Source organism: Nocardia brasiliensis ATCC 700358 (assembly GCF_000250675.2).
Taxonomy (GTDB): Bacteria; Actinomycetota; Actinomycetes; order Mycobacteriales; family Mycobacteriaceae; genus Nocardia; species Nocardia brasiliensis_B.
Map to the genome: position 1 here is coordinate 4791054 of NC_018681.1, position 12846 is coordinate 4803899.

Annotated in this window: 10 protein-coding genes; 8 read left to right on the plus strand and 2 right to left on the minus strand. The window is 68.8% G+C overall.

The genetic code is table 11. The features are described from left to right. Positions 1 to 102: 102 nt before the first annotated feature. Complete coding sequence (locus O3I_RS21360) at positions 103 to 1317, minus strand: MFS transporter (RefSeq protein ID WP_014985055.1); 1215 nt, start codon at positions 1315 to 1317, stop codon at positions 103 to 105. A gap of 35 nt (positions 1318 to 1352) precedes the next feature. Beyond that, the gene (locus O3I_RS21365) at positions 1353 to 2123 is read right to left on the minus strand and encodes a VOC family protein (RefSeq protein WP_014985056.1); all 771 of its coding nucleotides are present in this window, start codon (positions 2121 to 2123) and stop codon (positions 1353 to 1355) included. Positions 2124 to 2226: 103 nt separating this feature from the next. Between O3I_RS21365 and O3I_RS21370 the strand changes: the two genes are divergently transcribed. From O3I_RS21370 to asnB, 8 genes are all read left to right on the plus strand, one after another. Then, the gene (locus O3I_RS21370) at positions 2227 to 2712 is read left to right on the plus strand and encodes a MarR family winged helix-turn-helix transcriptional regulator (protein WP_202804855.1); all 486 of its coding nucleotides are present in this window, start codon (positions 2227 to 2229) and stop codon (positions 2710 to 2712) included. A 146-nt stretch (positions 2713 to 2858) separates the two neighbouring features. After that, entirely contained in the window at positions 2859 to 4238 is a 1380-nt protein-coding gene (locus O3I_RS21375) for an FAD-binding protein (RefSeq protein ID WP_014985058.1), read from the plus strand. Positions 4239 to 4288: 50 nt separating this feature from the next. Then, on the plus strand, positions 4289 to 6088 hold the full coding sequence (locus tag O3I_RS21380; protein ID WP_014985059.1) for a gamma-glutamyltransferase family protein: 1800 nt from the start codon (positions 4289 to 4291) through the stop codon (positions 6086 to 6088). A gap of 36 nt (positions 6089 to 6124) precedes the next feature. Next, positions 6125 to 7189, plus strand: a complete 1065-nt coding sequence (locus O3I_RS21385; protein WP_014985060.1) for a methyltransferase domain-containing protein — start codon at positions 6125 to 6127, stop codon at positions 7187 to 7189. Beyond that, complete coding sequence (locus O3I_RS21390; protein WP_014985061.1) at positions 7186 to 8388, plus strand: cytochrome P450; 1203 nt, start codon at positions 7186 to 7188, stop codon at positions 8386 to 8388. The genes O3I_RS21385 and O3I_RS21390 overlap by 4 nt, the downstream gene beginning before the upstream one ends. Further along, the gene (locus O3I_RS21395) at positions 8385 to 9440 is read left to right on the plus strand and encodes a zinc-dependent alcohol dehydrogenase family protein (RefSeq protein WP_014985062.1); all 1056 of its coding nucleotides are present in this window, start codon (positions 8385 to 8387) and stop codon (positions 9438 to 9440) included. Before O3I_RS21390 ends, O3I_RS21395 begins: the two co-directional genes overlap by 4 nt. 19 nt (positions 9441 to 9459) lie before the next feature. After that, positions 9460 to 10947 carry an aldehyde dehydrogenase family protein gene (locus tag O3I_RS21400; RefSeq protein WP_014985063.1) on the plus strand — a complete coding sequence of 496 codons (1488 nt, stop codon included), beginning with the start codon at positions 9460 to 9462 and terminating at the stop codon, positions 10945 to 10947. A 28-nt stretch (positions 10948 to 10975) separates the two neighbouring features. Further along, positions 10976 to 12838 (plus strand): asparagine synthase (glutamine-hydrolyzing), encoded by a 1863-nt coding sequence (gene asnB / locus O3I_RS21405; RefSeq protein WP_014985064.1) that lies wholly within the window; start codon positions 10976 to 10978, stop codon positions 12836 to 12838. The last annotated feature ends 8 nt before the right edge of the window (positions 12839 to 12846 follow it).

The window sequence follows — 12846 nt, forward strand, 5'->3', positions numbered from 1 at the left end:
GGCGCGCGGCCCGGGGCAATCAAAAGATGCTCGAGAAACTCTAAAGTCGGTGTCAGGGAAGGTTTGTCGGCAGTTGTCGAAATCCTTTGCCCCACCGGTGGTTTAACAATCGCCCACCGGGATACTCCCGCGCTCTTCGGGCGCGGACCGGCCCCCGGCCGCGCCCTGGCGCGGATCCCCGACTGCGCCTCGGTGCAGGTCCGGCAGCAACGTGAGCAACCCCAGCAGCGCCATGCCCGCGCCGATCCACAGCGGCGCCACCAGGCCGAGCCCGGCACTGATCCCGAGGCCGCCCAGCCACGGGCCGAGCACGACCCCGATGTTGATGGCCGAGCCGTTGACCGTGTTGACCAGCGCTCCCTCGTTGGACACCGACATCACCCTGGCCGCCATGGCCGGGTTGAGCGGCAGCCCGATCAGCCCGAGCAGCACGGTCGTCACGATGGTCGGCACCTTGTACGAGACACACAGCGCGAACGCGACCAGCACGAGGGTCAGCGCGAGCAGCCCGCCGACCAGGATGCGGCGGGTGTAGCGATCGGCGAACCGGCCGACCACCGCATTGCCCAGCACCGTGGCGATCCCGTACACCGCGAACAACACCGGCACCGTCGCGGGCGCGAAGTGCGTCGCATCGGTGAAAATCGGTGAGAGGTAGGTGAATCCGGCCACCACCGCGCCGATGACCAGCGCGTTGGTCGCGTACGCGCCCCACAGGCGCAGATTGCGGAAGGCTGGGATCTCGGTGCGGAAATCCAAGGTCTGGGCTCCGCCGCCACCGGGCACCAGCAGCACCACCGCCACGATGCACGCGACGGCGAGCAGGTCGACGATCCAGAAACTCGCCCGCCAGCCGTAGTGCTGTTCGATGAACGTCGCCGTCGGCAGTCCGACGACCTGAGCCACCATCATGCCGCCGTACAGCACCGACATTGCGCGACCGCGTCGTTCGGCGCCGACGAGCCGCACGCACACCGCGGCGGCCGCACCGAAGAACGCCGAGGCGGCCAGCGCGGTCACGATGCGCGCGATCACCAGCACCCAGTAGTCGGCCGCCGTGGCGGCCAGGGTCTGTCCCGCGACGAACACCGCGAGCAACAGGATCAGCGACTTCTTCTGCGCCACCCGGGACAGGGCGACGATCAGCACCGGGCCGCCGACGACCATGCCGACGGCGAACAGCGACACCAGGTAGCCGATGGCGGCGATCGAGACGCCCAGGTCGCTCGACATGCCGGGAAGCAGTCCGGCAACCATGATCTCGGTGGTGTTGAGGCAGAAGACGCCCAGTCCCAGCACATAGACGGCGAAAGGCATGAATCCCCTTCCGGGGGCCGGTGATCGGCCCGTGGTCAGCGCGCGGCGGGTTGCGCGAAGGAGGTCCACCGATTGCCGAACGGGTCGGTGAACTGCGCGATGACCAGGCCGTGCGCATCGGCGAACGGATCCATCACGCGGTGTCCGCCCGCCCGCTCGACTCGATCGAGCAACGCGGCGACGTCGGTGACGAGCAGGCCCGGGATCGCGTACTCGGCGGCGTCCGGCAGGGCCGAAAGGTCCATCGTGCCGCCGATCGGCTCGGCGGCGTCCGGCGCCGAAATGCTGTAGTAGACCGCCCCTTCGGCGGCTTCGTCCCGGTCGAAGGCCCAGCCGAACGCCTGCTCGTAGAACTGCCGGGTGACGGCGAAATCCAGGGTTCCGATCTCGAACCACGCGGTGGCGTTCGGCAGCGCGGCCGTGGCCGTCGTGTCGGCTGTGCCGGTGCGCGGCGGTACGTACAGTCCGAGCCGGTTGCCTCGGGTGTCGGCGACGACGGCGGTCCGCGCGCCCGCCGGTGTTTCACCGACTGGCTCGATCACCTTGGCGCCCAACGATTCCAGTCGCGGGATCGTGGTCGCGAGGTCGGTGCAGACGACATCGATCCACAGCGCGTCGCGGCCGCCGGGGCGCAGCGCGCCCATCGCGGCGTCCGCGCCCGGCGCGGTGATCGTGTGGTAGTCGTCGCCGATCGGGGTGAATTCCCAGGAGAACACTTCCTGGTAGAACTGCTTGGTGTGCGCCGGATCGCTGGCGGTGATATCGAACCACCCCACAGTCGCCGGCCGCGGGCTGAAGCCGCCCATGACCACTCCTCCTGTGTGACAGGGTTGTGAGTTGGTGTAGCGATTCCTACCGTAAACTAGTTTCCAACCGGAAATCAAGTTACCGAACGGCGAGGAGAGACCCGTGCCCGTTGACCCAATGCCCGCGGCGGCGGACAGCCACAGCCAGGTCCTCGACTGGCAGGACGGCGTCGAGAACGCCCTCGCCCACCTCACCTGCGTGCTCGTCGCGCGCCGCACCCGGACCACTCCGGAGCGGGTCACCTGGCAGCAGTACGACGTGCTCGAAATGCTGCGTCTACGTGGCCCGATGACACCTTCCGCGCTGAGCGAATCGCTGAGCGTCTCCCGCCCGACGATGTCGAAAGCCCTACGCGTGCTGAAGGACCAGCACCTGGTGACCCAGGCGGCGCTCGGCACCGACCGGCGCGAACAGACCACCTCCCTCACCGCGGACGGACGCGAATTCCTCGACCGCGCCGCCGAATGCCGGCGGGAGAACGCCAAAATAGCCGAGTCCGTGCTCGATCCGGCCGAGCAGGCCGTTTTCGCGCAGCTGTGCGGCCGCGTCGCCGAGGCGATCCACTCCTCCTTGCAGACGGTTGAATGACGCCCGGCTTCAAGAGGTTTTGAAGGTAATTTGAAACTCCTCTGAATGTGCCGGGCCGGTCGTCCCGGATATGTTCGACGTATCGGTAACAGCCTGCAGCCATTTCGCTGACGCAGGCCGAAACCGGTACGCCGAAAGGAGTTTTCGTGCCCGGAATTTTTGCCGCCGCGCCCGCGGTGGACGGCGAGCTGCTGCTCGACGAGTCCGCGCGCCGGGCGGTCGCCACCGACCTCGGCAACATCACCAGCGTCACCCCGGCGGCGGTGCTGCGGCCGCGCTCGGCCCAGGACATCGCCGCGCTGGTCGGCTTCTGCCACACCCACGGCATCAGCGTGTCGACCCGGGGGCAGGCGCACACCACGCTCGGTCAGGGCCTGTCCGACGGCTTGGTCATCGAGAACCGCCACCTGAACCGCATCCATTCCCTCGACGGCGACGTGGCCGAGGTCGACGCGGGCGTCCTGTGGCGGGACCTGGTCACCGCCGCCTTCGAGCAGTCACCGCGGCGCACGCCGCCCGCCGTCACCGGATACACCTCGCTGACCGTCGGCGGCACGCTCTCGGTCGGCGGGCTCGGCGGGCTCGTCGGCGCGTTGCGCACCGGCCTGCAGGTCGACCACGTGCGCGAACTCGAAGTGGTCACCGGGACCGGCGAACTCGTGCGGTGCTCGCCGGCGCAGCGCCGCGACCTGTTCGAGGCCGTGCTCGGCGGACTCGGCCAGTGCGGCGTGATCACCAAGGCCGTGGTCGAACTGGAGCCCGCGCGCGAACGCGCCCGCAGCTACGTGCTGGACTACACCGACAATGCCGACTTCTTCCGTGACCTGCGCACGCTCATCGAACGGCCCGGCATCGATCACGTGTACGCCGAGCTGTATTCGCCGCAGTCCGAGCCGACACACCGGCTCTATGCGACCGTCATGTACGACCCGGCGAACCCGCCCGACGACGAGGCAGGCGTCCGTGGGTTGACCACCGAGCCCGTCATCGACGACACCCCTTACCTCGACTACGTGTTCAAGATCGACACGCTGGTCGACGGGATGCGCGAGACGGTGCACTGGGACGAGCTCGTCAAGCCGTGGTACGACGTATGGCTCGGCGGCGCGGTCGTCGAGGACTACGTCGACGAGGTCCAATCCTCGCTCACCGCACGCGATATCGGCCCCTTCGGGATCAGCCTGCTGTACCCGCAGTGCCGCACGACCATGACCAGGCCCTACCCACCGGTGCCCGAACCCGACGGTTCGGATTGGGTTTTCGTGCTCGATATCAACACGGTCGCCGAAACTCGGGGTGCGCACCCGGAATTCGTCGAGGAGATGCTCGATCGCAACGACCGCCTGTTGACCGAGGCGCGCAAACAGTACGGCGCGGTGCTCTATCCCATCGGCTCGCTGCGCCGCACGGCTCAGGATTGGCGTGATCATTACGGCGACCGATGGCCCGCGTTCAGCGCGGCTAAAAAGCGTTTCGACCCACGGGGAATTCTCGCCCCGGGCCTCGGCATTCGCACCGACGATTAGTCGCATTCCGCACCTTCGCGCACGCACCACGATTTCTAGGGAGTAGCCGCATGCCTCCATCCAAGCCCGAACTCACCGGCACCACCGGTGCCGTGGCCAGCACGCACTGGCTCGCCTCCGCCGCGGGGATGCGGATGCTCGCCGACGGCGGCAACGCGTTCGACGCGGCCGCCGCGGCCGGATTCGTGCTCCAGGTCGTCGAACCGCATTTCAACGGGCTCGGCGGCGATCTGTCCCTGGTCGCGCATCAGGCCGGACACGACGACGTCCAGGCGCTCTGCGCGCAGGGCCCGATGCCCCGCGCGATCAGCAGCGGCACCTTCGCCGACCTCGGCCTGCGCAGCATCCCCGGGTCCGGGCTGCTGCCCGCCTGCGTCCCCGGGGCGTTCGGCGGCTGGATGCGGTTGCTCGCCGAGTTCGGCACCAAGCGCCTCGCCGAGGTGCTCGAGCCCGCGATCGGCTACGCCGACAAGGGTTTTCCGCTGCTACCGGAGACGGCGCGGGCCATCGATGTGCTGGCCCCGCTGTTCCGCGCGGAATGGCACGGATCCGAACAGGTCTATCTGAAGGGCGGCAACGCCCCCGCCGCGGGGAGCCGCTTCCGCAATCCCGCGCTGGCCAACACCTATCAACGCCTCATCAAGGCCGCCGAGTCCGCGTCGGGCGAGCGCGAAGCCCAGTTCCGGGCCGCGCACGACGCCTTCTACAAAGGCTTTGTCGCAGCGGAGATCTCGGAATTCCTCGAGTCGGGGCCGATGCTCGACGCCACCGGCCGCCGGCACCGCGGTCTGCTCACCGCCGACGATCTCGCCGACTGGACACCCTCGGTCGAGACCGCACCGAGCCACAGCTACGGGCCCTACCAGGTCTTCAAGCCGGGACCGTGGTCGCAGGGTCCGGTCTTCCTGCAGCAGCTCGCGCTGCTCGACGGCTTCGATCTCGCCCGCATGGGCCAGGGCAGTGCCGAGTACGTGCACACGGTGATCGAGTGCACCAAGCTCGCGATGGCCGATCGCGAAGCCTGGTACGGCGATCCGGCCTTCAGCGACGTGCCGCTGGCCGGCCTGCTCGACGCGGAGTACAACCGGCAGCGCCGCGCCCTCGTCGGCGCGCGCGCCGAACCCACGCTGCGGCCCGGCGCGCCCGGCGGGCGCACCTCGTTCCTCCCCGACCTGCCGGTCCCCGACGATCCGGACGCCGACTCCGAGTGGATGTCGCAGTTGCAGAACGGATTACCGACGATCCTGCAGGCGACCAAGGCGAAGACCGACACGGTCACCGTCACCGCCGTCGACCGGCACGGCAACATGGTCGCCGCGACTCCGAGCGGCGGGTGGCTGAAGAGTTCACCGGCCATCGGCAGCCTCGGTTTCCCGCTCGGCACCCGCGGCCAGTGCATGTTCCTCACCGAGGGCCACCCGAATTCGCTCGGGCCGGGCAAACGGCCCCGGACCACGCTGAGTCCGTCGGTGGCGCTGCGGGACGGACGTCCGTACGTCGCCTTCGGCACCCCCGGCGGCGACCGGCAGGATCAGTGGACCTTGCAGTTCTTCCTCAACGTGGCCGATTTCGGGCTCGACTTCCAGAGCGCGACCGAGACGACCGCTTTCCACACCGATCAGGTGCCCGCGTCGTTCACTCCGCACGCGCATCGGCCCGGCGTGGTGGTGGCGGAGCAAACGTGCCCGCCCGAGGTCGTCGCCGACCTGCGCGCCCGCGGACACGACGTGGACCTCGTCCCCGCGTACTCGCTGGGCCGGGTCTGCGCGGTCGGGTTCACCGACGATCACGAGTTCGTCCGTGCGGCGGCGAGCCCGCGCGGCAGGCACGCCTACGCGGTGGCCGAATAGCGCTGGGCGACAACGATTCAGAAAGAGATGACAATCATGACGAGCACGCAATACCGGCCGGAGATCGTCGAACTCGACGACGCACAGCAGCGCCGGGAGTGGCAGGCGTTCACGTTGTCGGACCTGCCCGAGATGATCAGCTCGATGCACGCGTGCCACGCGGTGCGCGCGCTCGCCGACACGCCCTTGCTCGAGCGGTTGCGCACCGGGCCGCAGCGGACCCGGCAGGTGCTGCTCGCCGGCATCGATCCCGAGATCGGACCCGGGTTCCTGCGCTACCTCGTGCGGCGCGGCATCCTCGAAACCCGCGGCGCGGAATACTTTCTCACCCGCCTCGGCGAATTCCTCACCACCGATGTCTCGCTCGCGCGCCTCGGCGTCTACGTCGACGCGTACGGCGCGGTCACCAGCCGGATCGGCGATCTGCTCACCGGCACCGCGGTGTACGGCAAGGACGTGGTGCGCGACGGCGGCAAGCTGGGCGCGCATTGCGACACGCTGTTCTCCGTCTTCCATACCCCGACCCTGCTGCGCGCCATGCGCGGGCGCGAGGTGACGCGCATCCTCGACATCGGTTGCGGCGGTGGGCAGTTGCTGGTGGACGCCTGCCTGCGCGATCCCACGCTCAGCGGCATCGGCCTCGATATCGATGCCGACGCCGTGGACGTGGCCAACGAGCACGCCCGCCGCAGCGGCGTCGCCGATCGCGTGCGGTTCGTCGTCGGGGACGCGTTCGCCCCCGGCACCTGGCCGCAGGAGTGCTTCGCGGCCGACGGGCTCTGCATGATGAGCGCGCTGCACGAGCATTTCCGCAACGGCGAACAAGCCGTCGTCGACCTGCTCGACGACATCTCGACCAAGTTCCCGCAGTTGAAGATCCTGCTCGTCGGCGAACCGGAGATCCGCTACGACGGGCGCGAGAACGACGACGATTTCTTCCTGATCCACGTGCTGACCGGACAGGGCCTGCCGCGCGACCGCTCGGCCTGGTTCGACGTGTTCGAGAAGTCCACGCTGACCTGCCGCCGGATGTACACGCGTCCGAGCGCCGGGCCGCGCATGTGCTTCTACGACTTGGTCGCCGGAGCGGAGCAGCCGTGACCGAGACGACGATCCGCGCCGCTGCCACCGACCTCGATCCGTTCTCGACCGAAGCCCTGCTCGACCCCTATCCGCAGTTCCAGGCGTTGCGCGACCTGGGGCCGGTCGTCTACCTGCGCGAGCACGATCTCTACGGACTGTTCCGCTACGACCAGGTGCGTGCGGCACTGGTCGATTGGGAGGGTTTCAGTTCCGCCCAGGGCATCGCGATGAATCCCACCGCCAACGAGCTCTCCGACGGTTCCCTGCTCTCGATGGACCCGCCGCGGCACCGGGCGGTACGCAAAGTCCTCGATGACGCGTTGCGCCCCAAGTACGTTCGCAAGGTCGCCGGCGATATCGAGCAACTCGCCGACGATCTGGTCGAGGACCTGATGCGCCGTGACGAGTTCGACGGCGTCACCGATTTCGCGGCGAAGCTGCCGGTGGACATCGTCATGGACCTCATCGGCTTCCCACGCGACGAATACCGCGACAAGATCCTCGTCTGGGCGCTCGGCGCGTTCAACTACTTCGGGCCGCCCGGGGCTCGGCAGTCCTCGACCTTCCCCGACGTGCAGGCGCTGATGCAGTACCTCGTCACCGATGCCACGCCCGACAAACTGCTGCCGGACAGCTTCGGCCAGATCGTCTGGGCGGCAGCAGAACACGGCGAGATCACCGAGAACGAAGCGCTGATGACGATGAGCGCCTACGCCTGCGCCGGATTGGACACCACCATCGCCGGCGTGGCGAGCACGCTCTGGCTGCTGGCCCGGAATCCGGAACAGTGGGCAGCCATCCGGCAGGATCCGAAACTGATTCCCGGAGCCTTCCTGGAGGGCGTCCGGATGGAGACCCCGATCCAGTCGTTCTCCCGGGTCACCACCGGCGACACCGACGTGGACGGCGTGACCATCCCCGAGGGCGCCCGCGTCGTGGTCTCCTTCGCCGCCGCGAACCGCGACGAACGGCACTATCCCGAGCCGGATCGCTTCGACGCGCGCCGAAACCCGGCCGACACCGTCGGATTCGGGTTCGGGGTGCACAACTGCCCGGGGCGCACGCTCGCCTCGATGGAGGCGCACGCGCTGTTCGGCGCGCTGGCCGAACGGGCGGACACGCTCGAGCTGACGGGCGAACCCACCCGCACACCGAACAACATCACCCGCGGACTGGACCGGCTGCCCATCCGCATCGCCGGCAAGGCGACATCGTGAGAGCGGCGCAGATAGTCGAGTACGGCGCCCCGCTCGTCGTGCGCGAGCTGCCCGATCCCACCCCCGAACCGGACGGTGTGGTGCTCGCGATCCGCGCCACCGGTATCTGCCGCAGCGATTGGCATGCGTGGCGGGGCGATTGGGGCTGGATGGGCGGACAGGTCGCGCTGCCGCGCACGCTCGGTCACGAACTGGTCGGCGAAGTCGTGGCAGTCGGTGCCGACGTGCACACGGTGCGGCTCGGCGATCGCGTCACGGTGCCGTTCCATCTGGCGTGCGGCACCTGCGCGCAGTGCCGGTCCGGACAGGCCAATATCTGCGATGCCATGCAGGTGCTCGGCTTCTGGTGCGACGGCGGCTATGCTGAGTTCGTCCCGATTCCCGACGCGGACTTCAACTGTGTGCGCGTCCCCGAGACGCTGACCCCGGTCGCGGCGAGCGCGATCGGCTGCCGCTTCATGACAGCGTTCCACGCGGTCACCGGACAGGGACGGGTACGCCCCGGCGAATGGGTCGCGGTCCACGGCGTCGGCGGAGTCGGACTCGCCGCCGTGCAGATCGCCACTGCCGCAGGCGCTTGCGTGGTGGCCGTGGACATCGATGCCGCCAAACTCGCGCTGGCCGAGGAGCAGGGCGCGCTCGCCACCGTCGATGCGAGTGCCGAGGCGGACGTGCCCGCGGCGGTCCAGGCCGCGACCGACGGCGGCGCGCACGTCTCGATCGATGCGCTCGGCACCCGCGCCACGGTCGTCAATTCCCTTCGCTCGCTGCGCAAACGCGGCAGGCACGTGCAGGTCGGGCTGACCAGCTCCGACGATGCCGGGCAGATCGCGATCCCCATGGACACCGTCACCCTCGGCGAGCTGACCCTCGTCGGCTCACACGGCAACCCGCACACCAGCTACCCGCGGCTGCTCGCCCTGGTCGAATCCGGCCGTCTCGCACCGCAATCCCTGGTCCAGCGCACCGTCGCGCTCGAGCAGGCCGGGGATGTCCTTGCCGCGATGAGCGATTTCGGCACCAGCGGCATCACCGTCATCGACCGCTTCTGACGCGGACCGGGAGGACACCGTGGAAACCTCGTCCAGCACACCGGGTCCGGCGGCACAGCACTTCCTGTCCGGACCGCACCTGCTCTATCTGGGCGGCGAGTTCGCCGCCGCCGCGGACGGCCGGACCTTCGGCACCGTCGACCCGTCCACCGGCGCAGCGATCACGCAGGTCGCGCACGCGGGACCGGCCGACGTATCCGCGGCGGTCGCGGCGGCGCGCGCCGCGCTCGAAGGGCCGTGGGGCGCACTGTCGGCCGCGGATCGCGGCACCCTCCTCACTCGGTTGGCCGACCTCATCGAGGGCAACGCCGACCAGCTCGCCCAGCTCGAAGCCCTCGACGGCGGCAAGCCGATCAGCGTGACCCGCGCGCTCGATATCCCGGCCGCCGCAGCGCAATTCCGCTACTTCGCGGGGTGGCCGACCAAGCTGGAGGGCGAGACGATCCCGGTCGCGGTGCCGAACACGCTGTGCTACACCCGCAAAGAGCCGGTCGGCGTGTGCGCGCAGATCATCCCGTGGAACTTCTCGCTGCTGATGGCGGCGTGGAAGATCGGCGCGGCCCTGGCCGCAGGGTGCACCGTGGTGGTGAAACCGGCCGAACAGACACCGCTGACCGTACTACGCCTCGCCGAACTCGTTGCGGCGGCCGGGTTTCCGCCCGGCACGGTCAATGTGCTCACCGGCGACGGCACCACCGGCGCGGCGCTGGTCGAGCATCCCGGCGTCGACAAGATCGTGTTCACCGGTTCCACCGCCGTGGGGCGCGAGATCGGCGCGAAGGCCGGCGCGCAGCTCAAGCCGGTCACGCTCGAACTGGGCGGGAAGAGCCCGAACATCATTCTGCCGGACGCCGACCTCGACGCGGCGATCGCCGGCGCCTTCAACGGGATCTACTTCAACACCGGCCAGGCGTGCAATGCCGCGTCCCGGCTCTTCGTCCACGAGAGCGTGTTCGACGAGGTCGTCGCGGGACTGTCGACGCGGGCCGAGAAGGCACAGGTGGGTCCGGCACTGGACCCGGCCACCGAACTCGGGCCGGTGGTCTCGGCCGAGCAGTACCGCCGGGTGCGCGGGTATCTCCAAGACGGCGTCGCCGCGGGGGCGACTCTGAAAGCCGGTACCGTGCCGCCGGTTTCCCCCGAAGGCGGCTATTTCGTCTCGCCCGCGCTCTTCGTCGACGTCGACCCGCGGATGCGGATCTGCCGTGAGGAGATCTTCGGGCCGGTGCTCGTGGCCGCACCGTTCGACTGCGTCGACGAGGTGGTGCGGCAGGCCAACGACACGGAATACGGTCTGGCCGCGGGCATCTGGACCCAGCACCTCGGCCGGGCACACACCCTCGCCGCCCGGCTGCGCGCCGGATCGGTCTATCTCAACACCTGGGCGCCGGGCGATCCGGCGGCCCCGTTCGGCGGCGTCAAGGCCTCCGGGGTCGGCCGCGAGATGGGCCGCGCGGGCGTCGAGGCCTATCTCGAGCCGAAAACCGTGTGGGCGACGCTCGCCTGAGCGCCCGACAGCAGCGAAAGGACCAACGATGTGCGGAATCACCGGCTGGGTCGCGCTCGACCGTGACCTCACCGCCGAAGGCCGGACAGTGCAGGCCATGGTCGACACCATGGCCGCTCGGGGCCCCGACGACGAAGGCATGTGGCTGCACCCGCGCTGCGCCCTCGGGCACCGGCGGCTGTCGGTGATCGACCTCGAAGGCGGCAAGCAGCCGATGGCCACACCGGAAACACTGTCCGACGGAACACCGTTGGCCGTACTGAGTTACAGCGGCGAAGTGTACAACTTCGTCGAACTGCGCGACGAACTCCTGACACTCGGCCACCGCTTCCGCACCAGAAGCGACACCGAGGTCGTGCTGCGCGCCTATCTCGAATGGGGAACGGGCTTTGTGCGGCGGCTCAACGGCATGTTCGCCTTCGCGATCTGGGACAGCCGAACCGAGGAACTGCTGCTGTACCGCGACCGGCTCGGCGTCAAACCGCTGTTCTATTACCCCACCCGCGACGGCCTGCTCTTCGGCTCCGAGCCGAAAGCCGTTCTCGCCCATCCGGAAAGCCGCGCCGAACTATCTCTCGACGGACTCCGTGACGTGCTGTCCTTTGTCCGCGTCCCCGGCCGGACGCCGCTACAAGGCATGTACGAGGTGCGGCCCGGCCATGTACTCCGGCTCCGCGGCGGACGGCGATCCGAGGAGAAGTACTGGGAGCTGCAATCCTGGCCGCACCCCGACGATGTGACCACCAGCGTCGGTAAGGTGCGAGAGTTGTTGGCGGATATCGTCTCCCGGCAGATGGTCGCCGACGTTCCGCTGTGCACGCTACTGTCCGGCGGGTTGGATTCCAGCGCGTTGACCGCCCTGGGCCAGCGCGCGCTCGACGCCGGCCGCGGTGGCCGGATTCGCAGCTTCTCGGTGGATTTCGTCGGTCAGGTGGAGAATTTCGAACCGGAACCGCTGCGCGAGGCGCCGGACGCGCCGTTCGCCGCGGAACTGGTCCGCCACGTCGGCACCGATCATCGAGTCATCTTGCTGGACAACGCGGATCTGGCGTCGCCGAGCGCACGAGCGGCGGTGTTGCGCGCCTGGGATCTGCCCTACGGCGACGGTGATCTCGGTCCGTCGCTCTATCTGCTGTTCCGCGCGGTAAGGCAGGAATCGACCGTCGCCCTGTCCGGTGAATCGGCGGACGAGGTGTTCGGCGGCTACCTCTGGTTCCACGATCAGCGTGCGGTGCAGGCCGATACGTTCCCGTGGCACGCGCTCGGCGAGCGCTCCGTCGCCGATCAGTCCACGGCCTTCCTGGATCCCGATCTGACGGCGCAGCTGAACCTCACCGAATACATTGCGGACCAATATCACACCGCCCTGCGGGAAGTTCCGGAACTGCCCGGCGAGACCGGACTCGACCGCCGGATGCGGGCCGCGAGCTACCTGAATCTCACCCGGTTCCTCCCGGTCATGCTCGACCGCAAGGACCGGCTGAGCATGGCGAGCGGGATCGAGGTGCGGGTACCGTTCTGCGACCACCGCCTGGTCGAGTACGTCTTCAACGCCCCGTGGTCGATGAAGACCTTCGACGGCCGGGAGAAGAGTCTGCTGCGCGCCGCGACCCGGGATCTGCTGCCGGACTCCATCGTGCGACGCCGGAAAGCGCCCTATCCGTCCACCCAGGATTCGGGCTACGACAAGGCGATCAAGCAGGTCCTCGGCAAGATCGTCGCGGAGCCGAATTCGCCGTCGCTGCCGCTGCTCGATCTCGACGCGATCCACCGGCATCTGGATCAGCCCGTCGACAAGCCTGTTTCGATGCAGGAAAGGGGGCTACTCAACGAAACACCGATCCGCATCGATGAGTGGCTCACCGCTTACGACGTGCGCGTACTGGTATAGTTTCCTTT